The 23035-nt window shown below is 69.8% G+C and carries 21 protein-coding genes; 15 read left to right on the top strand and 6 right to left on the bottom strand.

Annotated elements, in window-relative coordinates; translation table 11 throughout:
- Positions 1 to 222 precede the first annotated feature (222 nt).
- The 5 genes from recR (at position 223) to FV234_RS16120 (ending at position 4678) form a co-directional block, all read left to right on the top strand.
- Positions 223 to 828 (top strand): recombination mediator RecR, encoded by a 606-nt coding sequence (recR, locus tag FV234_RS16140; RefSeq protein ID WP_147761423.1) that lies wholly within the window; start codon positions 223 to 225, stop codon positions 826 to 828.
- A 105-nt stretch (positions 829 to 933) separates the two neighbouring features.
- A complete protein-coding gene (locus tag FV234_RS16135; protein ID WP_147761424.1) occupies positions 934 to 1449 on the top strand; it encodes a peptide deformylase in 516 nt (171 codons plus the stop codon).
- A 13-nt stretch (positions 1450 to 1462) separates the two neighbouring features.
- On the top strand, positions 1463 to 2392 hold the full coding sequence (gene fmt / locus FV234_RS16130) for a methionyl-tRNA formyltransferase (protein ID WP_147830377.1): 930 nt from the start codon (positions 1463 to 1465) through the stop codon (positions 2390 to 2392).
- Between the two features lie 49 nt (positions 2393 to 2441).
- Entirely contained in the window at positions 2442 to 3221 is a 780-nt protein-coding gene (gene truA, locus FV234_RS16125) for a tRNA pseudouridine(38-40) synthase TruA (RefSeq protein WP_147761426.1), read from the top strand.
- An 83-nt stretch (positions 3222 to 3304) separates the two neighbouring features.
- Positions 3305 to 4678 carry a hypothetical protein gene (locus tag FV234_RS16120; protein WP_147830375.1) on the top strand — a complete coding sequence of 458 codons (1374 nt, stop codon included), beginning with the start codon at positions 3305 to 3307 and terminating at the stop codon, positions 4676 to 4678.
- A gap of 9 nt (positions 4679 to 4687) precedes the next feature.
- Here the strand turns inward: FV234_RS16120 and dapE are convergent, their stop codons facing one another.
- The gene (gene dapE / locus FV234_RS16115; protein WP_147830387.1) at positions 4688 to 5860 is read right to left on the bottom strand and encodes a succinyl-diaminopimelate desuccinylase; all 1173 of its coding nucleotides are present in this window, start codon (positions 5858 to 5860) and stop codon (positions 4688 to 4690) included.
- A gap of 185 nt (positions 5861 to 6045) precedes the next feature.
- On the opposite strand from dapE, the gene FV234_RS16110 reads away from it, so the two are divergent.
- Entirely contained in the window at positions 6046 to 6453 is a 408-nt protein-coding gene (locus FV234_RS16110; RefSeq protein WP_147830373.1) for a hypothetical protein, read from the top strand.
- Here the strand turns inward: FV234_RS16110 and FV234_RS16105 are convergent.
- Positions 6446 to 8776, bottom strand: coding sequence for a glycogen debranching N-terminal domain-containing protein (locus FV234_RS16105; protein ID WP_147761429.1), 2331 nt, complete (start codon positions 8774 to 8776; stop codon positions 6446 to 6448). The two genes, FV234_RS16110 and FV234_RS16105, sit on opposite strands and share 8 nt — an antisense overlap.
- Positions 8777 to 8969: 193 nt before the next feature.
- Complete coding sequence (locus tag FV234_RS16100; RefSeq protein ID WP_147761430.1) at positions 8970 to 10103, bottom strand: glycosyltransferase family 4 protein; 1134 nt, start codon at positions 10101 to 10103, stop codon at positions 8970 to 8972.
- A 519-nt stretch (positions 10104 to 10622) separates the two neighbouring features.
- On the opposite strand from FV234_RS16100, the gene FV234_RS16095 reads away from it, so the two are divergent.
- The 8 genes from FV234_RS16095 (at position 10623) to FV234_RS16060 (ending at position 18946) form a co-directional block, all read left to right on the top strand.
- Entirely contained in the window at positions 10623 to 12713 is a 2091-nt protein-coding gene (locus FV234_RS16095; protein WP_246686215.1) for a TonB-dependent siderophore receptor, read from the top strand.
- 218 nt (positions 12714 to 12931) lie between these two features.
- Positions 12932 to 13135 (top strand): 50S ribosomal protein L35, encoded by a 204-nt coding sequence (gene rpmI, locus FV234_RS16090; RefSeq protein ID WP_018044555.1) that lies wholly within the window; start codon positions 12932 to 12934, stop codon positions 13133 to 13135.
- A gap of 48 nt (positions 13136 to 13183) precedes the next feature.
- Positions 13184 to 13564, top strand: a complete 381-nt coding sequence (rplT, locus tag FV234_RS16085) for a 50S ribosomal protein L20 (protein WP_147751300.1) — start codon at positions 13184 to 13186, stop codon at positions 13562 to 13564.
- A gap of 136 nt (positions 13565 to 13700) precedes the next feature.
- Positions 13701 to 14783, top strand: a complete 1083-nt coding sequence (pheS, locus tag FV234_RS16080; protein ID WP_147761432.1) for a phenylalanine--tRNA ligase subunit alpha — start codon at positions 13701 to 13703, stop codon at positions 14781 to 14783.
- Between the two features lie 18 nt (positions 14784 to 14801).
- Entirely contained in the window at positions 14802 to 15101 is a 300-nt protein-coding gene (locus tag FV234_RS16075) for a hypothetical protein (protein ID WP_147761433.1), read from the top strand.
- On the top strand, positions 15098 to 15586 hold the full coding sequence (locus tag FV234_RS16070) for a hypothetical protein (protein ID WP_147761434.1): 489 nt from the start codon (positions 15098 to 15100) through the stop codon (positions 15584 to 15586). Before FV234_RS16075 ends, FV234_RS16070 begins: the two co-directional genes overlap by 4 nt.
- 20 nt (positions 15587 to 15606) lie before the next feature.
- Positions 15607 to 18024, top strand: coding sequence for a phenylalanine--tRNA ligase subunit beta (gene pheT / locus FV234_RS16065; protein ID WP_147830369.1), 2418 nt, complete (start codon positions 15607 to 15609; stop codon positions 18022 to 18024).
- 28 nt (positions 18025 to 18052) lie between these two features.
- Entirely contained in the window at positions 18053 to 18946 is an 894-nt protein-coding gene (locus tag FV234_RS16060) for a DUF1186 domain-containing protein (RefSeq protein WP_147830367.1), read from the top strand.
- On the opposite strand, the gene moeB is transcribed toward FV234_RS16060, so the two are convergent.
- From moeB to FV234_RS16045, 3 genes are all read right to left on the bottom strand, one after another.
- Entirely contained in the window at positions 18915 to 19703 is a 789-nt protein-coding gene (gene moeB, locus FV234_RS16055; RefSeq protein WP_147814046.1) for a molybdopterin-synthase adenylyltransferase MoeB, read from the bottom strand. The genes FV234_RS16060 and moeB overlap by 32 nt on opposite strands.
- 148 nt (positions 19704 to 19851) lie before the next feature.
- On the bottom strand, positions 19852 to 20373 hold the full coding sequence (gene infC / locus FV234_RS16050; protein ID WP_238270738.1) for a translation initiation factor IF-3: 522 nt from the start codon (positions 20371 to 20373) through the stop codon (positions 19852 to 19854).
- A gap of 267 nt (positions 20374 to 20640) precedes the next feature.
- Positions 20641 to 21870 carry a glycosyltransferase family 4 protein gene (locus tag FV234_RS16045; RefSeq protein WP_147761438.1) on the bottom strand — a complete coding sequence of 410 codons (1230 nt, stop codon included), beginning with the start codon at positions 21868 to 21870 and terminating at the stop codon, positions 20641 to 20643.
- 157 nt (positions 21871 to 22027) lie between these two features.
- Here FV234_RS16045 and FV234_RS16040 point away from each other — a divergent pair, with 157 nt between their 5' ends.
- The gene (locus FV234_RS16040; protein WP_147761439.1) at positions 22028 to 22849 is read left to right on the top strand and encodes an alpha/beta hydrolase; all 822 of its coding nucleotides are present in this window, start codon (positions 22028 to 22030) and stop codon (positions 22847 to 22849) included.
- Positions 22850 to 23035 lie beyond the last annotated feature (186 nt).

Raw genomic sequence — 23035 nt, 5'->3', positions numbered from 1 at the left:
CGCTCCCGGCCCGTTCTGGATCAGGCGGCAAGGCAATCGCGTCAACCTGGACCCGGGAGGGAGGAGGACAGACGGAGGCCGCTTTGTCAGGCCTCGGCACACCTGTAAGGTGCCGATCGCGACGCGCATGGCGCGTGGGACCGCAAGCCGCCTTCAACCCGGGCGCGAAGGCGGGTATCGGAGGGGACGCCCCCCATCCGTCCCGAGACGATCGAACCCTTCATGCCGCAAGCCGTCGCCGGCCCCGAGATCGAGCGCCTGATCCAGCTGCTCGCCCGGATGCCGGGCCTCGGCCCCCGCTCCGCGCGGCGGGCCGCCCTGCAGCTCATCAAGAAGCGCGACACCCTGCTCGCGCCGCTCGCCGACGCGATGCGGGTCGCGGTCGAGCGCATCGTCGTCTGCCGGGAATGCGGAAACGTCGACACCTGCGACCCGTGCACGATCTGCAGCGACCCGAAGCGCGACCCGACGGTGCTGGTGGTGGTCGAGGACGTGTCGGACCTGTGGGCGCTGGAGCGCTCCGGCGCGGTGCAGGCGCGCTACCACGTGCTCGGCGGCGTGCTCTCGGCCCTCGACGGCGTGCGGCCGGAGCACCTCAACATCGCCAGCCTCGCCGAGCGGGCGGCGAACCCTGAGGTGACCGAGATCATCATCGCGCTGAACGCCACCGTCGACGGGCAGACCACGGCCCACTACGTCACCGACGCGATCAAGGCGCTCGGTCTGAAGGTCACGCGGCTCGCCCACGGCGTGCCCGTGGGCGGCGAGCTCGACTACCTCGACGAGGGCACGCTCACCGCGGCGATCCGCAGCCGAACCGCGTTCTGAATCGCACCGAAGTGGAGGGCGCCGGCGGCATTTGACCGCCCTCCCCCCGCATCCTATTCCGGCGACACGCCTGTCCCCTCACCTGCCCCGCCACCCGGTCGAGCCATGACGATCCGTCCCCTCGTGATCCTGCCCGATGCGCGCCTGCGTCTGCCGTCGGAGCCGGTCGGCCCCGTGACGAAGGAGATCCGCACGCTCGCCGAGGACATGCTGGAGACGATGTACGACGCCCCCGGCGTCGGGCTCGCCGCGATCCAGATCGGCGTGACCAAGCGGGTGGTGACGATCGACACCTCGAAGGAGGAGGGGTCACGCAACCCGCAGGTGTTCCTCGATCCTGAGATCGTCTGGGCCTCGGAGGAGACGCGCGTCTACGACGAGGGCTGCCTGTCGATCCCCGAGGTCTACGGCGAGGTCGCGCGGCCCGACAAGGTGCGCGTGCGCTTCCGCGACCTCGACGGAGCGGTGCAGGAGATCGAGGCGGCGGGCCTGCTCGCGACCTGCATCCAGCACGAGATCGACCACCTCAACGGCGTGCTGTTCATCGATCACCTGTCGAAGCTCAAGCGCGACCGGATCGTGAAGAAGTTCACCAAGGCGGCCAAGCGCGACGCGGCCTGAGCGGACAGCAACCATGCGCGTCGTCTTCATGGGCACCCCGGACTTCGCGGTGCCGACGCTCGCGCGGCTGGCCGAGGACGGCCATTCGATCGCGGCGGTCTACACCCGCGCGCCTGCCAAGGCCGGGCGCGGCATGGCGCTCCGCCCCTCCCCCGTCCACGCGCTGGCGGACCGGCTCGGGCTTCCGGTGCTGACGCCCTCGACCCTGAAGGACCGAGAGGCCGCCGAGACCTTCTCCGCGCATCGCGCCGACGTCGCCGTCGTCGTCGCCTACGGCATGCTGCTGCCGCAGGCGATCCTCGACATCCCGCGCCACGGCTGCCTCAACCTGCACGGCTCGCTGCTGCCGCGCTGGCGCGGGGCGGCGCCGATCCACCGCGCGGTGATGGCGGGTGACGCGACGAGCGGCGTCGGCGTGATGCGGATGGAAGCCGGGCTCGACACCGGGCCGGTGGCGCTGGAAGACCGCATCCCGATCCGGCCCGGCATGACCACCGGCGACCTGCACGACGCCCTGATGCCGCTCGGCGCCGACCTGATGGCGCGGGCTCTGCGGGCGCTCGAGGCCGGGACCCTGACCTTCCGGCCGCAGGACGAGGTCGGCGTGCTCTACGCCCGCAAGATCAGCAACGACGAGGCGCGGATCTACTGGGCGCAGGATGCCGCGGCGGTCGCGGCGCATGTGAACGGTCTCAGCCCGTTTCCCGGCGCCTTCTTCGAGGCCGACCTCGGCAAGGGCGCGGAGCGGGTGAAGGTGCTGCGGGCCGTGGTCGCCCCCGGCTCCGCCGCCGCCGGGACGCTGCTCGACTCCGAGGGCACGGTCGCCTGCGGCTCGGGCGCCGTGCGGCTTCTCGAACTCCGCCGCGCCGGCAAGGGCGGCACCGCGAGCGGCGCGGAGTTCTTGCGGGGCGCGCGGCTCGAAGCCGGGGCGCGCCTGGTATGACCGGGATCGTGGAGGGCGCCGCCCCTCGCCGCACCGAACCGGCCGCCTGATGCCGCGCTACAAGCTCGTCATCGAGTACGACGGCGCGCCGTTTCGCGGCTGGCAGCGGCAGGCCGCGGATCCGAGCGTGCAGGGCGCGATCGAGGCGGCGGTGACGCGGTTCTCGGGCGAGACGCAGGGGCTGACCTGCGCCGGGCGCACCGATTCCGGGGTGCACGCGACGCATCAGGTCGCCCATCTCGACCTGTCCAAGGATTGGCGGACGGACGTGGTGCGCGACGCGCTGAACGCGCACCTGAAGCGGGTCCCGGTCTCGATTCTCTCGGCAGAGGTCGTCGACCCGGCGTTCAACGCCCGGCACTGGGCGATCCGCCGGCACTATCGCTACCGCATCCTCGACCGGCGCAGCCCGCCGACCTTCACCCGCGGCCAGGTCTGGCACGTGCCCTGGCCGCTCGATGCGGCGGCGATGCACGCGGCCGGGCAGAGCCTCCTCGGCCTGCACGACTTCACCGCCTTCCGCGCCGCCGAGTGCCAGGCCAACAGCCCGATGCGCACCCTCGACCGCCTCGACGTGACCCGCCGGCCGATGGGGTCAATGGAGGAGATCGTGGTCGAGACCGACGCGCGCTCGTTCCTGCACCATCAGGTCCGCAGCATGGTCGGCACGCTGATGCTCGCCGGCGGCGGCCGCCTCGACGCGGCCGGCGTCGCAGACATCCTCGCCTCCCGCGACCGCAGCCGCTGCGGCCCGATGGCCCCCGCCCACGGGCTGTGCTTCGTCGGCGTCGATTATCGACCTGAGATTAACGATTTCGCATTTAATTAATCTGAGATTGCTTTTCTAGCACGAAGAGCGATGATCCCCCGGCAAGTGGAGGGCGCTGTTTGCGCACCCGGGGGGCGACGACCATGGAAGGCCCGTTTCAGATCATCGTCTATCTGGCGACGTGCTTCGCGTTCTTCTCGCCGCTGATCTTCATCGCCGTGCGGGAATCGATCAAGAAGCACCGCCAGGAGATCATCACCGACCTCGCGACCGTGTTCGACATCGGTGACCCGGCCGGGACCAACCTGATTCCGTCATTCGAGTTCGTGAAATACAAGTACTTCGTCGGCGCCCGCCGAAGCCGGGACCCGGCGGCCGGCCGGGCGGAGGGCGAGCGGAGCACGGTCTGGGCGGAAGAGACCCGCGGCAAGCGCGAGGACTATTCGGTGATCGCGTGGATCATCGGCTCCGCCCCATTCGGAATCCTCGCGGCGACCTCGACCTTCTACGGCCTGTCCCTGCTCCTATCGGTGCTCGCCGAGCATATGACCGAGCCGAGCGGCCTGCGCTGGGGCGGCTTCAGCTACCCGACGCCGACGGGCGTCGGCATGGTCTGGCTGCTCGGCATCTGCGCAGCCTTCGCCGGCAGCTACATCACGGCTTTGCGCAGCCTGTACCGCGCGATCAAGAACTTCGACCTCAGTCCGGGCATGATCGCCAACGAGACCAACAAGATCCTCATCAGCTTCGTCCTCGGGCCGATCGTCTTCACCTCGATCATCTGGTTCGGAAGCCAGCTCGTGACGCTGGTGGTGCCGGTCTCGCCCGCGGTGACGGCGGCCGCGGCCATCACCGCCTGCTTCGTCGCCGGCGTCATGCCGGAGGTCGTCCTGCGCAGCATCATCCAGCGCGACCAGTTGAAGAACTTCAAGCGCGAGGAAGAAGAGGTCTTCCGGGCGTTCAAGATCACCCCGGTCGAGATCGTCGACGGCATCGACAGCGAGATCCGGGTCCGGCTCGACGACCACCACATCCACTCGACGCAGAACCTCGCTGCGGCCAACCCCCTGATGCTGTTCGTCGAGACACCTTACGGCGTCTACCAGATCATGGATTGGGTCGCGCAGGCGCAGCTCTGCTGCTCCGTCGGGCGGGACAAGATCGTGCGGCTGTGGCCGCTCGGCGTGCGGACGCTGTTCGACCTCGAACGGCTCGCCGCCGGTAAGGACCCGTCCAAGGACGCGCTTCTGCTGGAGGTCGGGCGCATCATCCTCGGCGAGGCGCTGGTGCCCCTCGACCCGAAGGATCGCGCCGCCACCGCCGCCCTCGTCCGCGCGAGCATCGAGTTGCGCCTCGACGACCCGCATGTGCAGCGCCTGCGACAGATCTACATCGCCGTCGGCGACCGGCTCGGCTCGAAGAGCCGCCGCTTCCGCGGCGGCGGCTACCGGGTGCTGTGCCGGAATCGGTCGCGCAAGGGCTGGATTTGCCGCGGGATTCGGGGCGAGCGCGCCTGAGCCTCTTCCTCAGGCGCCGGTTGGGAAGTAGGCGTCGAGCATCCGCACGTAGATCGCCGTCAACCGTTCCAGGTCGGCCACCGGCACGCACTCGTCGACCTGGTGCATCGTCTCGCCGACGAGGCCGAACTCGATCACCGGGCAGGCGTCCTTGATGAAGCGCGCGTCCGAGGTGCCGCCCGTCGTGGAGAGCGTCGGGCGCAGGCCCGTCTCGGCCGTGATCGCGTCCGAGACCAGGTCGACGAAGGCGTCGGGCCGCGTGAGGAAGGCCGGGGAATTCGAGGGCGCGAGGTCGAGGGTGTAGCGGACGGCGTTGCCGGCGGCCGCATCGAGGCGGCGGCGGATCTCGGCGCCGAGCGTCTCGGCATCCCAGCCCTCGTTGAAGCGGATGTTGAACACCGCCCGCGCATCCGCCGGGATGACGTTGGTGGCTTTGTTGCCGACGTCGATCGTCGTGAATTCGAGGTTCGAGGCGTCGAAATGCGCGGTGCCGCCGTCGAGCGGGTCGGCGGCGAGCGCCGAGGCGAGGCGCAGCATCCCCGGGATCGGGTTCTCGGCCCGGTGCGGGTAGGCGACGTGGCCCTGCCGGCCGTGGACCGTGAGCTTGCCCGTGAGCGATCCGCGCCGCCCGATCTTGATCATTTCGCCGAGCGTGCTCGGGTTCGTCGGCTCGCCGAGCAGGCAATGGTCGAAGCGCTCGCCCCGGGCCTTCGCCCAATCGAGGAGCTTGACGGTCCCGTTGACCGCCGGCCCCTCCTCGTCGCCCGTGACGAGGAACGCGATCGACCCGGAAAAATTCGGGCCGCGCGCCTGCAGGAAGCGCAGGGCGGCGGCGAGCATGCAGGCGATGCCGCCCTTCATGTCGACGGCGCCGCGCCCGTAGAGGATGCCGTCGGCCATCGCACCGTCGAACGGTCCGCTCCGCCACGCCGCCGCGTCGCCGGGCGGCACCACGTCGGTATGGCCGGCGAACAGCAGGCACGGGCCGCCCGATCCGATCCGGGCGTAGAGGTTCTCGACGTCGGGCGTGCCGGGCTCGGAGAAGACCGGACGCGCGACGGAGAACCCGGCCTCGGTGAGGACCCGGTCGAGCAGGGCCAGGGCGCCGCCCTCCTCGGGGGTCACCGAGGGGCAGCGGAGCAGCGCCTGCGCCAGATCGAGGGGGCTCGCTTGCACGCTCACGCCGGGCGCCCGACGACCGGAGGCCCGGGGATGGTCGGGCAGGTCGGCCTGCTCGCGCAAGACGACGTAGTCCCGGAGCGCGGAGCCTGCATCTTCAACCCTTCTTGAGAAACGAAGCTTACGACAACATGGGGCCGGGACAAAAGCCGCCCGACGGGTCGCGCACGCGAGGGGAGCACCGAGGCATGGATGCGAAGGCGGGGTCCGAGCCGGCCAAGGCCGGCAGCCATCTCAGCCTCGTGCCCGCGCCGTCGGAGAAGCGTTCCGGCGGCCGCCGCAACGCGGTGATGATGCCGGCCACGATCGTCTGCCCCGACGGGGCGACCCATCCTTGCGTGATCCGCGACATGTCGGCGACGGGCGCGAAGCTCGCGATCTCGCGCCGCCACCGGCTGCCCGCCGAGGTCACGCTCGCGATCCCGGGGCAGGCCGTCGCCTACGCAGTCGCGCGCCAATGGCAGCGCGGCGACTTCGCCGGCGTCGTGCTGGCTGTCGCCAAGCCCGACGCCGACACATCCGACGCCGACATGCCTGCACCCGAGATGCCTGCACCCGAGATGCCTGCACCCGAGATGCCCGGCGCAGCTACTTGAGGACCACCACCTGCGCGTCGCCGACGCGGCGCATCACGCTGACGGTGACGTCGTCGCCGTGGCGGTGGAAGCGGAGATCCACCCGCGATTCGCCCAGCCGCACGTTGTAGAGCGAGACGCCGTCGAGGAACGCCGGCAGGATCGGGTTGCGCAGGCGGACGCGGTTGCGGGCGTGGTCGAGCTCCAGGCCGAGGCAGGCCGAGAGGAACGCGAACGGCGCCGCCGCCGCCCAGGCCTGCGGGCTGCACGCCACCGGATAGGAAACCGGCCCGCGCTGGCGCCGACGCATGAAGCCGCAGAACAGTTCCGGCAGCCGCTTCTGGTCCTGGTACAATGCGGTCTCGAACATGCCCTGGAAGATGCGCGCGGCCTCGTGCTTGAGGTCGTAGCGCGCGAGCCCCATGGCGATGATCGCGTTGTCGTGCGGCCAGATCGAGCCGTTGTGGTACGACATCGGGTTGTAGCGCGCCTCGCCGCGGGCGATCGTGCGCACGCCCCAGCCGTTGAAGCCGTCCTTGGACAGCAGCGTCGCCGCCACCTGCGCCGCCCGCTCGGGCTTGGCGATGCCGGTGAACAGGGCGTGACCCGCATTCGACGAGCGCACGGCGCATTGCCGCTTCTCGCCGTCGAGCGCCAGGGCGTAGGTGCCGATCTCTTCGTTCCAGAACGCGGCGTCGAACGCATCCCTCAGGGCGTCCGCCTCCAGGGTCAAGGTCTCGGCCATCGCGTCGTGGCCGAGCATCGCCGCGAGCTTGGCCATGCCGTTCTTGGCGGCGTAGACGTATCCCTGGACTTCGCACAGCGCGATCGGACCCTTGGCGAGGTGGCCGTCGTCGTGGAAGATCGAATCGTGGCTGTCCTTCCAGCCCTGGTTCTCGAGCCCCTTGTCGGTGTCGCGGGCGTATTCGACGAAGCCGTCGCCGTCCCGGTCGCCGTAATCGTTCATCCAGGCGAGCGCGAGCTCGAGCGCCGGCCAGATCCGGGTGATCGTCTCGCGGTCGCCGGTGACGGCGTAGTATTCTGAGGCCAGCATCACGAAGAGCGGCGTGCCGTCAATGGTGCCGTAATAGTGCCGGAACGGCACCTCGCCGAGCATCGCCATCTCGCCGCGGCGGGTCTCGTGCAGCACCTTGCCCGGCTGCGCGTCGGCGGCCGGGTCCACCGCCTTGGCCTGCGTCACCGCGAGGTAGCGCAGCACGCCCTTGGCGAATTTCGGGTCGATCCACAGCGCCATCATCGCGGTGATGATGCCGTCGCGCCCGAACACCGTGGAGTACCAGGGGATGCCGGCGAACGGGTAGATGCCCTCCGGCGTGCGGCTGGCCAGCATGTAAAGGTCGGCGGTGGCGCGGCAGGCGGCCTCGTTGAACTGGTCGTTCGACGAGATGATCGTAGTGATGCCGGCGGTCAGCTCGCGCAGGTCCCGGCGCGCGTCGCGGTAGGCGCGGGCGAAGACCATGCCCTCGTAAAGGCCCTTCGGCGGCTTCACCGCGGTGCTGCCAGAGGCCAGCGAGAGCGCGGCGGCGGCGTCCTCGCCGGTCTTCTCGACGGAGGGCGCGCTGGTGAAGGCGCGGTGCGCCTCGCAGACCACGCGGACGAACAGCGAGGCGCGGCCCTCGGGGGCGAGCGTCACCTCGAACACCGCGCGGCCGGGCTCGAGCAGCTTGGGCTTCGGCCCGAAATGCAGGGCGGTGGTGCGGACGATCTCGTCGAGGCCGACGTAGCGGAACTGGACCTCGTGCTCGCTCGCGACCTGCACGGCGCGCTTGCCGCGGCTGGTGCGGGCCGTACCGCGGACCTCGAACAGGTCGCGGTAGTCGGCGTCGAACGTCACCTCGATCCGGAGCGTCCGGTGGCGCGAATCGTAGGAGCGCAGGCCGATCCGGTCGTAGCAGGCGCCGCGGAACAGGAACTTGGTGCGCTCGATGGCGATGATCTCGCGCGGCAGCGTGATCTCGTCGCCGCCGTCGAGGCGGATGTCCGGCGTCGTCATGTCGACGGAGAGCGCGCCGTTGTCGTCCTGCATCACCGAGGACAGCATCAGCGGGCGCTGGCCCTCGATGGTGAAGTGCAGGCGCGAGAGGTAGCGCGTGTCCTGGAAGTACAGCCCCTCCGGCCCCGGCTGCACGCCGATGTCGCCGAAGGAATCGAGCACCGCGAAGGCCTCGCCGAACTTCAGCGAGCGCAGCGGCCGGTCGACCAGGGAGGTCTGCGCCTCGATATGGTACTGCGGCAGCACCTCGTCGGCATCCTGGAAGCCGTGCGCGACCGTCCGCGATCCGTCGCCGCCGAGCTGCGCCTTTGCCGTCGTCGTGTCCGCCATGCGTGACCTGCTCCGCGCATCCAGGAGTGCGAATCGAAAGGGCCGCCGGATCGCGAATTTGCGATGCGGCGGCCCTGGTGACCGTCTGATTGAGCCGTTTGTACGACGCCGCGCCGACGGAGAAAACCCTCGTCCGCGTCGGTCAGCTCATCCGCATCCAGCCCGAAGCAAGCCGGATGCCGGAGGTGTGGGATCAGGCCGGCATCGCGGCGATGGAGATCGCCGGACGGGCCGAGCCGTTCATCTCGCCGTAATGCGGGGCGAAGGACGCGGCGCCCGGCAGCGCGATGACCGAATCGCGGGCGGAAAGCAGCTGCTCGTAGGCGGCGACGTACTTCTTGACCATGCACTCGGCGGTGAAGGCGGTCTCGAAGTGGCGGCGCACGCCGGCGCGGCTCATGGTCTTGACCTTGGCGACCGCGGCGACCGCGTCGTCCATGGTCTCGCACAGGACGCCGCTGACGCCGTCGGCGATGACCTCCGGCACGGAGCCGTTGCGGAAGGCGATCACCGGGGTGCCGGCCGACATCGCCTCGATCATGACGAGGCCGAAGGGCTCCGGCCAGTCGATCGGGAAGGCCAGCGCCAGGGCGTTGCCGAGGAATTCCTTCTTCTGATCCTCGTTGATCTCGCCGATGTACTCGACCAGCGGGTGGTGGGTCATCGGCTCGATGACCTCGTCCCAGTACTTCTGGTCGGCCTTGTCGACCTTGGCGGCGATCTTCAGCGGCGTGCCGGAGCGGATCGCCATCTCGATCGCGCGGTCGGGGCGCTTCTCGGGGGAGATGCGGCCGAGGAAGGCGAGGTAGCCGCCCTTGGCCTCCGGCGAATAGGGGCAGTTCTGGGCCGGGAGGCCGTGATGGATCGTCGACAGCCAGTTGACGTTCGGCGGCATCGGCTCGCGCTGGTTGTCGGAGATCGACACCAGCGGCATCCCGGTGAAAGTCTTGTAGACCGGCATGAAGTCCGGCACGTCGAGGCGACCGTGCATCGTGGTGATGCACTTGTGGTTCAGGTCCTCGAACATCGGGTACTGAAGCAGGTCGATGTGGAAGTGCAGGATATCGAACTCGTGCGCCCGGCGATGGACCTGATGCAGCATCGCGAGGTGGCTCGCGGTGTGGTCGCGGTAGCCGAGCAGGCGCAGACCCTCGGGCGTGCAAGCCGCGAGCTTGGCCGAGGTCTCGGAATCGCCGCTCGCGAACAGGGTGACGTCGTGGCCCTGGCGGACCAACTCTTCGGTGATCCAGCTGACGACGCGCTCGGTGCCGCCGTAGAACTTCGGCGGTACGGCTTCCGAGAGCGGGGCGATCTGGGCAATGCGCACGAAAGGTCTCCTGAGTAGCCAGCGTTTCGGGGATCTAACCCGACCCGGGCTGAGTGGGACATGAACGAAACCCACGGCCAAGGTTATGGTTCCTTGTGCGGTGCGAAGGCAGCTCTCTGTCGGCGTCGCCGCGACTTGTCCCCGGTATCCTCGAAGCCCCTTCGGACCCGACGCGGACCCGACGCGAACCCGGCGGCGCGAACAGCCTGTACGGTGCCGAAGTCGGCCGAAAACACCGAGCCGAGCCATTTGCGGAAACCAAGATCGTAAAATCATAGTTTTGAAGTATTCCAAATCGATGTTGTGCCCTTTGGGCGACGCATCGCGAAGGATCTTGCTTATACGTCGCTTTATTTCGTCCGATCATTGCAAGTACCGCCCATGATCCGCCAAGGGATCGAGCGGGGCCGATCGCCTCCGACACTATGAGCGCGAGCGAGAACGATGGTCTGGGACGGCGGAGATACGAGACGACGACGCGCTGAGACCACCGGTTGCTTGCTGGCCTCGGTGGTCTCGCTGACGGCCGGCCTCGCCTCCGCGGCCGAGGCGCAGACCGCCCCGGCGGCGGACGAGGTCGTCCTGTCGGAGCTGAGCGTCACCGGCGTCAGCGCCGAGCGGGCCGGCGGCCCGGTCGCCGGCTATCGCGCCGCACGCTCGGCCACCGCCACCCGCACCGACACGGCGTTGCGGGACACGCCGCAATCGATCCAGGTGGTGCCGCGCGACGTGCTGGTGGACCAGCAGGACGTCCGCCTCGCCGACGCGTTGCAGAACGTCAGCAACGTGCAGCCGGGCGGCACCCTGCAGGGCCGCAGCGAGACCTTCATCATCCGCGGCTTCGCCACCCAGACCTACGCGATCGACGGCGTCCTGCTGAACCAGGCGAGCAACTTCTACACCGTCCAGCGCGACCTCGCCGACGTGGAGCGCATCGAGGTTCTGAAGGGGCCGGCCTCCGTGCTCTACGGCCGCGGCGAGCCGGGGGGCCTGATCAACGTCGTCACCCGCCAGCCGACCCTGGTGCCCTCGGGCGACCTCAGCATCCAGGGCGGCAGCTTCGGCTTCCGCCGCGTGCAGGGCTCGGTGTCGAGCCCGATCCCGAGCGTCGAGGGCCTGGCGGCCCGCATCAGCTTCGCCGGGCAGTCCGACCCGACCTTCCGCAACTACGGCGGTCGGGACAATTCCCGCACCTTCGTGGCGCCGGCCTTCACCTGGAACCCGTCGCCCGACACCCGCGTGTCGTTCCTCGGCGAGTTCACCCGCACCGACACCCAATACGACGAGGGCCTGATCGCCCGGAACGGGCGCGTGCCCCTCGACGACATCGGCCGGTACTACGGCGAGCCCTTCAGCCGCTACAACGGCACGGCGAATTTCGGTCTGCTCCGCATCGAGCACGACGTGAACGAGAACGTCACCCTGCGCGAGGTCTTCAGCGCCCAGGGCGGCGCCTTCGACCTGATCGCGACCCGCGCGACCGGCCTGACAAACAACAACAGCATCGTGGCACGCCGGGAGACCGCCGTGCGCTCGGCCTACGCCTCGATCGACAGCCAGACCGAGATGGTCGCGAAGTTCGACCTGTTCGGCCTGCGCAACACCGTGCTCGTCGGGTTCGAGTATACCAACGGCTATCGCCATTCCTACACGACGCAGAGCACCGGCTACCCGTCGGTCGGCTTCCTCAACCCGACCTTCGGCTCGGCCGTCGTCGGCACGACCTTGCAGGGCGACCTCCGGCAGAACAACGACCTCTACGGCCTCTACGTGCAGGACCAGGTCGACCTCGGCTACGGCCTGCAGCTGCTGCTCGGCGTCCGCTACGACACCGGAACGCAGTTCTACTTCAATCGGACGCCGACCTCGCGCGCGGTGCCGCCGGACCAGGAGCTGTCGGGAACCTCGCCGCGCGTCGGCCTCGTCTACCGGCCGTTCGATCCGCTGACGCTGTATGCGAGCTACACGACCTCGTTCAAACCGCAGACCGCCAACGTCCTCAACGTCTCGAACCCGGCCCCCGAGACCGGCGACCAGATCGAGGTCGGAAGCCGCCTCGACCTCACGCCGGACCTGACCCTGAGCGCGGCCGCCTTCCGCATCACCCGCCAGAACGTCGCCGCCACCGACCCGGCCAACACCGGCTTCTCGGTGATCACCGGCGAGCAGCGCTCGCAGGGCGTCGAAGCGGACCTGGCCGGCCAGATCCTGCCCGGCTGGAAGGTCATCGGCAGCATCGGGCAGCTCGACGCGCGGATCACCAAGGACACGACCTTCACGGTGGGCAACCGCCTCGTCGGCGTGCCGAGCTTCAGCACCAGCCTGTGGTCGACCTACCAGTTCCAGGACGGCTTCCTGCGCGGCTGGACCGTCGGCGGCGGCATCACCTATGTCGGGCGGCGCACGGGCGACCTGAACAACAGCTACTCCGTCGGCGGCTATGCGCGCCTGGACGCGGCGTTGTTCTACGATTTCGACGAGCACGGCCGCTTCTCGCTGAACGCGCGCAACCTCACCGACCGGCGCTACATCGAGCAGCCGTTCAACCAGTTCAACAACGCACCCGGCGCGCCGCTCTCCGTGCTCGCCACCATCACCGCCAAGCTGTGACCCGGCCTCCGGACGCTCCGGCGGGAACGTCGGGATCGATCGGGCATCCGCGAAGGCATTGAAGCGGAGCGCGGTTTCTGCCATAAGCCGCCCCGCGTGGAACCGCCCGGCCGGTTAGGGCTGCCGTGGCGGTTCATGCTGCTCCACCAGAAGCATCCATCGAGCGCACCCCTCCGGCCATCGTCGGACGGCAGGGGTTTCGCGCAGCGGAGAGCCAAATGCCCAAGCTGAAGACCAAATCGGGCGCCAAGAAGCGCTTCAAGATCACCGGGACCGGCAAGGTCATGTACGCCCAGGCCGGTAAGCGCCACGGGATGATCAAGCGGACGACGAAGCAGATCCGCAACCTGCGCGGCACCACCACCCTATTCGAGGGCGATGCCGCCAACGTGAAGAAGTACTTCCTGCCCAACAGCCGGTAAGCGCTTCACGACCGCCGAGACTGCTTTTTTCGATCCAGGAGATACAACATGGCCCGCGTCAAACGCGGCGTGACCAGTCACGCCAAGCACAAGAAAGTCCTCAAGGCCGCCCGTGGCTATTACGGCCGGCGCAAGAATACGATCCGCATCGCCAAGCAGGCGGTCGAGAAGGGCATGCAGTATGCCTACCGCGATCGTAAGAACAAGAAGCGTACGTTCCGCGCCCTCTGGATCCAGCGCCTGAACGCCGCCGTCCGCGAGCACGGCCTGACCTATTCGCGCTTCATCGACGGCCTGGCGAAGTCCGGCATCGTCGTCGACCGCAAGGCGCTGTCCGACCTCGCGATCCACGAGCCGGCGAGCTTCGCCGTCGTGGTCGAGAAGGCCAAGGCCGCGCTGCCGGCCGCGCAGCCCGCCAAGGCGGCCTGAGCCCCATCCGAGCGACGAACCGGCGAAAGGCGCGGGGCTCCCTCGGGGGCGCCGCGCCTTCGTCATGTTCGCAGACCCCTTGTCCGCCAGCCCGCGCCGCTGCGCCGGGCGGCGACCCGCACGCGATGGGACCGCGATGACCGATCTCGACACCCTCGAAGGCGACCTGCTTGCCCAGGTCGCGTCCGCAGCCGACGAGGCGTCGCTCGAGGCCGTGCGCGTCGCGGCGCTCGGCAAGAAGGGCAGTGTTTCCGAGCTCTTGAAGACGCTGGGCGCCATGAGCCCCGAGGAGCGCAAGGCGCGCGGCCCCCTGATCAACGGCCTGCGCGACCGGGTGCAGGGCGCGATCGCGCAGCGCCGCGAGGCGCTGGCCGAGGCGGCCCTCGAAACCCGGCTCGCGGCCGAGCGCATCGACGTGACGCTGCCCCTGCGCGAGGCGCCGGAAGCGCGCGGGCGCATCCACCCGATCAGCCAGGTCATCGACGAGATCACCGCGATCTTCGCCGACATGGGGTTCTCGGTCGCCGAAGGCCCGGACATCGAGACCGACGAGCTGAACTTCACCGCGCTGAACTTCCCGCCGGGCCACCCAGCGCGCGAGATGCACGACACCTTCTTCCTCGCGCCCGACGCGGAAGGGAAGCGCAAGGTGCTGCGCACGCACACCTCGCCGGTCCAGATCCGCACCATGCGGGCGCAAAAGCCGCCGATCCGGGTGATCATCCCGGGCCGGACCTACCGGCACGATTCCGACCAGACCCACACGCCGATGTTCCATCAGGTCGAGGGGCTGGTGATCGACAAGGCGGCCAACATCGCCAACCTGAAATGGGTCCTGGAAGAGTTCTGCAAGGCGTTCTTCGAGGTCGACGCCGTGAAGATGCGCTTCCGGCCCTCGTTCTTCCCTTTCACCGAGCCCTCGGCCGAGGTCGACATCCAGTGCTCGCGCAAGGGCGGCGAGATCCGTTTCGGCGAGGGCACGGACTGGCTCGAGATCCTCGGTTGCGGCATGGTGCACCCGAACGTGCTGACCAATTGCGGGCTCGATCCGAACGAGTTCCAGGGCTTCGCCTTCGGCGTCGGCATCGACCGCATCGCCATGCTCAAGTACGGCATGCCGGACCTGCGGCCGTTCTTCGAGGCCGACATCCGCTGGATCGAGCATTACGGCTTCCGCCCGCTCGACGTGCCGAGCTTGATCGGCGGGCTGACGGGGTAAACGTCTCGGGAGGTTTCGATGACCGAGTTCGAGGTCCAGACGATCGCACAGCGCGTCCTCGGCGCGTCGTTGCACGGTGCGGGTTTCGATGCAGCGCACGTCGAGGCACGTCCCAACTCCGCAGGCGAGGATGCGCTCTTCATCACGGTGCGCTTCAAGCCCGGCGCAGGCGTCACGGGGGGCGGCGTGACCGGCGAAGCCATGGTCGCACTCGGGCACGCTCTGGAAGCCGCCGGCGAACACCGTTTCCCGTATCTGATCTACGCGTTCCCTGACGATCCGCCCCCGTATTCGGACGACGTCCAGGCCGCGGAATGAAGCCTCGCCGGATACCAGGGCCCCTCGTCGCCGACCTGATCGCGACGGCCGAACTGCTCGCCGCGAGTCCCGGGCAGCCGACGTTCCGGCAGGCCTGCATGCGGCGTGCCGTGAGCGGCGCGTATGACGCCGTGTTCCACGCCCCGTGCGCGACCTTTTCCGACGCCCTCGTCGGATGGAGCAAGGCGTCGATCCTGGCGCCGATCTATCGCTCGCTCGATCATGGACCCGTTCTCAAGAAGCTGCGAAGCCGGGAAGCCCGACAGATCGACGAGCGGATCGAACGCGTCGCCTTCCTGTTCGGCAGCCTGCAGGAGCAGCGTCATGCCGCCGATTACGCTCCTCCCTCACCCCTTTTCAGCCGAACCCAGACGTTGACGCTCGTTGCGGATGCGCAGGAAGCCGTTTCTCTGTCGAGCGGCCTCGAAGCGCCCAAGCGTCTGCAACTCGCCATCCTTCCGATCGCGCGACAGCGCGCCGCCTGAACCGAAGCGTCTCGAATCCCATGAAATTCACCCTCTCCTGGCTCAAGGACCACCTCGACACCGAGGCGTCCCTCGACGTGATCGCCGAGACGCTCACCCGGATCGGGCTCGAGGTCGAGGGCGTCGAGGACAAGGCCGCCGCGCTCAAGCCCTACGTGATCGCCAAGGTGCTCAGCGCCGAGCCGCATCCCAACGCCGACCGGCTCCGGGTCTGCAGCGTCGACGCCGGGGACGGAAAGCCGCTCCAGGTGGTCTGCGGCGCGCCGAACGCGCGGGCGGGCATGCTGAGCGTGTTCGCGCCGCCCGGCACCTACGTGCCAGGCAGAGACATCACCCTGTCCGTCGGCAACATCCGCGGCGTCGAGAGCCGCGGCATGCTATGCTCGGGGGCCGAACTCGGCTTGGGCGACGACCACGACGGCATCCTCGACTTGGCCCAGGACGCGCCGGTCGGCACGCCCTACGCCCTCTGGGCCGGGCTCGACGACCCGGTCATCGAGATCAACCTGACCCCCAATCGCCCGGATTGCGCCTCGGTGCTCGGGATCGCGCGCGACCTCGCCGCCACCGGAATCGGCGCCCTGAAATCTTCGGCCGAGCCGCAGATCCTGGGCGAAGGCCCCTGCCCCGTCGCGGTGTCGCTCGACGTGCCGGCGGCGAGCGGCCTCGCCCCGCACTTCGCGCTGCGCTTCGTGCGCGGCGTGACCAACGGTGCATCGCCGGACTGGATGCAGGCGCGGCTGCGGGCGATCGGGCTGCGCCCGATCAACGCGCTCGTGGACATCACCAACTACATGACCTTCGACCGCGGCCGGCCGCTGCACGTGTTCGACGCCGCGAAGGTCGCGGGCGACGTCGTCGTCCGGCTCGCCCGCGCCGGCGAGACCCTGAAGGGCCTCGACGGGCGCGACCACGCGCTCGGCGGCGATATGGTCGTCATCGCCGACGACGACGGCGTCGAGTCGGTCGCCGGCATCGTCGGCGGGGCGGCCTCGGGCTGCGACGCCGCGACCACGGACGTGCTGATCGAATCGGCCCTGTGGAATCCGGCCAACATCGCACAGACCGGCCGGCGCCTCGGCGTCATCACCGACGCCCGCTACCGCTTCGAACGCGGCGTCGACCCGGCCTCGACGCTGACGGGGCTCGACCGGGCGACGCAGCTCGTCCTCGACCTCTGCGGCGGCACGCCGACCGAGGCGACGGTCGCGGGTGCGATGCCCGAGAGCGACCACGCCATCGACTTCCCCTGGTCCGAGGTGCGTCGCCTCGCCGGGCTCGACCTGTCCCGCGCCGAGATGACGGTGACGCTCGAAGCCCTCGGCTTCCGGGTCTCCGGCACCGGCGACCGGGTGAAGGTGGTGCCGCCGTCCTGGCGGCCGGACGTGGAGGGCAACGCCGACCTCGTCGAGGAGATCATCCGCATCGCGGGCCTCGACCGGATCGAGCCGAAGCCGCTGCCGCCGCTGGCGGGGATCACGCGCCCGACGCTGACCCTGATCCAGAAGCGCACCCGCCGCGCCAAGCGCGCGCTGGCGAGCCGCGGCCTGATGGAAGCGGTGACGTGGTCGTTCATCCCGCACGACGACGCGGTGCTGTTCGGCGGCGGCGGCGCCGACCTCGTCCTGGCCAACCCGATCGCGTCGGAGCTCTCCGACATGCGCCCGAGCCTGGTGCCGGGCCTGCTCCGCGCCGCGCAACGCAACGCCGACCGCGGCTATCCCGACGCGGCCCTGTTCGAGGTCGGGCAGTGCTTCGCCGACGACGCGCCGGAGGGTCAGACCATCCGCGCCGCGGCCGTGCGGCGGGGGTCGGCGAACCTCGCCGGCGGCGGTCGGCACTGGGACGGCACAGCGCCGACCGTGGACGCCTTCCAGGCCAAGGCCGACGCGCTGGCGATGCTCGCGGCGTTGGGCGTGCCGACCGGCGGCCTCCAGGTCGTGGCCGCCGGCGCCGACTGGCTGCATCCCGGCCGCTCGGGCACGCTCCAGTTCGGCCCGAAGAACCAGGTCGGCCACTTCGGCGAGGTGCACCCCCGGGTGATGAAGGCGCTCGACCTGAAGGGCACGCTGGTGGCCTTCGAGATCGTGCTCGACGCGATCCCGGCGCCGAAGCAGAAGCCGACCAAGACCAAGGGCGCCGCGATGCTCTCGGACTTCCAGCCGGTGTCGCGCGACTTCGCCTTCGTGGTCGGCCGCGACGTCGCCGCCGGCGAGATCGTCAAGGCGGCGGCGGGCGCGGAGCGCAAGCTCGTCGCCGGCGTCGAGGTGTTCGACGTGTATGAAGGCGCCGGCGTGCCCGAAGGCTCGAAGTCGGTGGCGATCGCGGTGCGGTTGCAGCCGGTGGAGCGGACGCTGACCGACGCGGAGATCGAGGCCGCGAGCGCCCGGATCGTCGCCGAGGTCGGCCGCAAGACCGGCGCGACCTTGCGCGGCTGATCCCACCCCAACCGAGGCGACCCCGATCATGACCGACGCCGAATCCCTGTGTCAGGCGCTGTCCCTGGCCGAGACCCTGCCCGAGCCGCTGCTGCGGCGCGCGCTCGCAGAGCCGGACCTCGTCGCCGGCGAGACCCTGCGCCTGCTCTCCGAGGCGGGCGCCGGCGCGGAGCTGACGCCCGAGCAGGAGAACCTGCTGTTCTGGGGTGTGCACGTGCTGGCCCACGCCCGCGACGCGCGGCTGCTCGAACCGCTCCTGCGCTTCCTCAAGCAGGACGAGGAGACCGTCGACGCGATCCTGGGCGACGCCGTCACCACGACGCTCGCGCGGATGGTGGCGAGCCTGTTCGACGGCCGGACCGACCCGCTCTTCGCGCTCGTCCTCGACAGCACCGTCGACGACGCCGTGCGCCAGGCCCTGCTCGGCGCCTGCGTCTACCTCACGATCGAGGGCCGGATCGACCGCGGCGCCATGCGCGACCTGCTGGTCCGCTTCGACGACGCGAAGGCGGCCGTCGAGGACGGCATGGGCTGGGTCGGCTGGGAGGAGGCGATCGCCTTCCTCGGCTTGCGCGAGCTCGCCCCGCGGGCCGAGGCGGCGCGGCGCGACAAGCGCATCACCGACGAATTCAGCGACGCCGCGTGGTTCAAGGAGACCCTGCGCGAGGCCGAGCGCAAGCCGGACGACCGCGAGCGCCTCGACCCGTGGAACCATGGCTACTTGGACGACCCGATCACTCAGCTCGCCTGGACCCGCGAGGGCTACGGCATGCCGGCGGTCAACCCGTTCAAGGATGTCGGGCGCAACGATCCGTGCCCGTGCGGCAGCGGCAAGAAGTTCAAGAAGTGCTGCCTCGGCAAGGCGGACCAGCGGGACATGAGCGAGATCGTCAGCCTTCTCGGGAAGATCCCGAACCGCTGAGCGGGTTCGCCTCGTCAAAGGCGTAGCCCAGGGTCTCGAACCGCATCGCGCGGGCGTCGACCATCAGCAGGCGGCCGACCAGCGGTTCGCCGAAATCCGTCACGGCGCGGATCACCTCCATCGCCATCAACGAGCCCATCACGCCGGCGAGCGCCCCGAGCACCCCGGCCTCGGCGCAGGGCGGGACGGTTCCGGGCGGCGGCGGGTTCGGAAAGAGGCAGCGATAGGTCGGGTTCGGGCGGCCGTCCGGCCCGGTCTCGTGGGCGCGGATCGTGGTGAGCGTGCCGTCGAAACGGCCGAGCGCGGCGGTGACGAGGGGCCGGCGCGCTCGGTAGCAGGCATCCGAGACCGCGTACCGCGTGGCGAAGTTGTCCGAGCCGTCGGCGACCACGTCGTAGTCGGCGGCCAGCGCCTCGGCCGACGCGGCGTCGATCCGAATCGGATGCGCGACCACCGCGACGTGCGGGTTGAGGCGGGCGACGGCGTCAGCCGCGCTCTCGACCTTCGGCCGCCCGACGTCCGGCGTGCCGTGGATGATCTGGCGCTGCAGGTTGGAGAGCGACACCGTGTCGTCGTCGACGATGCCGATCGTGCCGATGCCGGCGGCGGCGAGATATTGGATCAGCGGCGCGCCGAGCCCGCCGGCGCCGACCACCAGCACCCGCGCCGCCTTCAGCCGGCCCTGCCCCGGGCCGCCGATCTCCGGCAGCACCAGGTGGCGGGCGTAGCGTTCGATCTCGTCGGGGTTCAGGGCCATCCCGTGCAGATAGGCCGGGGGCCGGATCGGCGAAAGCCTGGATCCACGGAATGCACGGCCCCGGAAACGCAGGGTAGGTTCGCACAAGAAAAGCGCCGCCTCGCTGAGCGAGACGGCGCTTCGGAATCTCGTGACGCGCGCGAACGGATCAGCGCGGCGCCAGGATCATGATCATCTGGCGGCCTTCGAGCATCGGCTCGCTTTCCACCTTGGCGATCTCGGCGGTCTCGGTCTTCACCCGCTCGAGCAGGCGCAGGCCGATGTCCTGGTGCGCCATCTCACGACCGCGGAAGCGCAGGGTCACCTTGACCTTGTCGCCCTCCTCGAAGAAGCGCTGCACCGACTTCATCTTGGTGTCGTAGTCGTGCTTGTCGATGCCGGGACGGAGCTTGATCTCCTTGACCTCGACCGTCTTCTGCCGCTTGCGGGCCTCGTTCTGCTTCTTCTGTTCGTTGAAGCGGAAGCGGCCGTAATCGAGCAGCTTGCAGACGGGAGGGACGGAGTTCGGCGCGATCTCGACGAGGTCGAGGCCGGCCTCTTCGGCTAGCGCCAAGGCGTCGAAGAAGGCGACGACGCCCCGGTTCAGGCCGGTGTCGTCGATGAGCTGCACGTCGCGCACGCCGCGGATGTCCCGGTTGGCGCGAGGCCCGTCCTTCTGCGGGGCCGGCATGGCTCTCATGGGTCTACGAATGGCGGTGTTCTCCTGATGCAACGACGAAACGGCGGCCGCTGGCATCCCGTTCCGGGCTACCCTGACCACCGATCGCTCCGGCCTATCCCGGACAGCTTACCTTGGCCGAACCGTGCGGCAAGTCAACACATGTCGGGGATCGACTCGACACGATGCCGACTTCCGCGACGCGAAAGCCTTTCGTGTGATGTGAAGGTCCGGGGCGAAAAGACAAGCCCCCCAGCAGAACTTCCCGTCGGCGCGCGGTCACGCCGGCCCCGCTCGGCCGAGCAACCCGGCGTAGATCGCCAGCGTGTCGTCGACCATGCGCGCGAGGGAGAAGTTGGCCTCGACATGCGCGCGTTCGCGCCGCGCCAGCGCGTCGCGGGCGCTGGCGCCGAGCGAGAGCGCTTCGGCCAGCGCGCCCGCGAGCGCCGCCGCGTCGCCGGCGGGCACGCGCCAGCCGGTGCGCTGCCCGGCCGGAACCTCGGGGGGGCTGAGGACGGTCTCGGGGACCGCGCCGAGGTCGGACACCACCACCGGCGTGCCCAGCGCCTGGGCCTCGACCGCCGAGCGGCCGAACGCCTCGGGCTCCACCGACGGCACCGCGACGACGGAGGCCGCCCGGAAGGCCGCCGGCATGTCTGTGCAATGCCCGACCCGCCGGACCACGCCTTCGAGCCCGCGCGCCGCGACCAGCGCGTCGAGCTCGCGCTCGTAGGCGACGCGGCCCTGGGGGTCGCCCGCGAGCACGATGGCGAAGTCGCCGACCCCTTGCGCCTTGAGCAGCGCCGCCGCCTCGATCAGGATGCGCTGACCCTTCCAGGCGGTGAGACGCGCCGCCAGCAGCACGACCCGCTCGTGCGGCGCGACGCCCCAGCTCCGGCGCAACGCCTCGACGCGGGCGGCGCCGACCGCCACGGGGGTGAAGGCGGAGAGGTCCGTGCCGCGGTGGATCACCTGCACGCGGTCGCCCGCCTGCTCGGCATGCAGGCGCCGGATCAGGTCGGCGGTGTAGTGCGAGTTGGCGATCACCACGTCGCCGCGCGCCATCACCGAGTTGTAGAGCACCTTCACGCCCGTCCGGCCGGAATAGCTGCCGTGATAGGTGGTGACGAAGGGCAGCTTCAGCCGCCGCGCGGCGCCGAGCGCGACCCAGGCCGGGGCGCGGGAGCGGGCGTGGATGATCTGCACCCCCTCGCGCCGGCACAGGCGGGCCAGCCGGCCGACGTTGAGCGCCATCTGGAGCGGGTTCTTCGAGGCGGCGGGAAACGGCAGGCAGATGCCGCCCTTGGCCTGCAGCTCGCCGACGAGTCGGCCGCCTTCCGTGGCGACCAGCGCGCGCGCGCCGGCCGCGGCGAGGCCGGCTGCGATGTCGACGGTGGTGCGCTCGGCGCCACCCGCATCGAGCTCGGGAATGATCTGGAGGACGCAGGCGCCGGCCAGCGGCGCGGCGTCGCCGGGAAATCCGACCGCCGGCCGGTGATCCTCCGTCATGAGGGATCGCGCGGCGAGAGGGCGCAGGCGGGCCGCGGCCGCAGGGAAGCGTTCATTGTCATAGGATCACGGGTACGCTTTACGGTCTGGTAAACGGCGGCTGAAGACGCGGCGTTCAGGTCGGGAACGCAGGCCTCGACGAAGGCGGGAGAACGGGATGCGGGACGGCACGACGCTGGAGCACGTCACGGTAGGCGAAGGGGCGGACGCACGTCGGATCGCGGTGCGGGTGCGCGACGGCGTCGGCCCGGCGATCGTCTGGCTCGGAGGCTTCCACTCCGACATGGGCGCCACCAAGGCGATGGCGGTCGACGCCTTCGCCGCCGCCGAGGGGCGGCTTTTCGTGCGGTTCGACTATTCCGGCCACGGCGAGTCGGAGGGCGCGTTCGCGGCCTGCACGATCTCGACCTGGCTCGAAGACGCGGAAGCCGTGCTCGCCGCGCACGCACCGGAGGCGCCGGTGCTGATCGGCTCGTCGATGGGCGGCTGGATCGCCTGCCTGGCGGCGCGCAACTGCGCGGCGCGCGGCGAGCCGGCGCCGACCGGCCTCGTGCTGATCGCGCCGGCCCTCGACTTCACCGAGGACCTGATGTGGGACAAATTCTCGCCCGAAATCCGCAGGACGCTGGAACAGGACGGCGTCTGGCTGCGCCAGAGCGCCTACGCTCCGGAGCCCGACGCGATCAGCATGGCGCTGATCGAGGATGGCCGGCGCAACCGCCTTTTGACCGGTCCGCTCGACCTCGGCTGCCCGGTCCACATCCTTCAGGGGATGAACGACCCGGACGTGCCGCACCCGCATGCCTTTCGCATCCTCGAAAGGCTGCCGGCGGCGGGCACGGTTCTCACGCTGATCGCCGACGGCGACCACCGCCTGTCGCGGCCGCAGGACGTCGCGCGGCTGCTCTCGGCGGTGGCGGAGATGGCGACGCCCGCTAGAGCATTTTCCATGATCTCCGGATCACGGAAAATGCTCTAACTGACTGTGTAGTCGTATTTTCTTCACGCGAGCCGGCATCCACCTCGCTTGAAAATGCTCTAGCAGGCTGCTGCAGAAGTCGCTGGCAGGCTTGTCGCGGAGATGATTCACTCTGTTAGAGGCAGGGGTGGGATCAGGCGATGCGCGGGCGCGGAGATCGGTCGGAGAACCTGTTCAGCTACGTCC

Source organism: Methylobacterium sp. WL8 (assembly GCF_008040045.1).
Classification (GTDB): Bacteria; Pseudomonadota; Alphaproteobacteria; order Rhizobiales; family Beijerinckiaceae; genus Methylobacterium; species Methylobacterium cerastii.
Note: the sequence above shows the minus strand (reverse complement) of the source record. Positions and strands in the feature narration are given on the sequence as shown.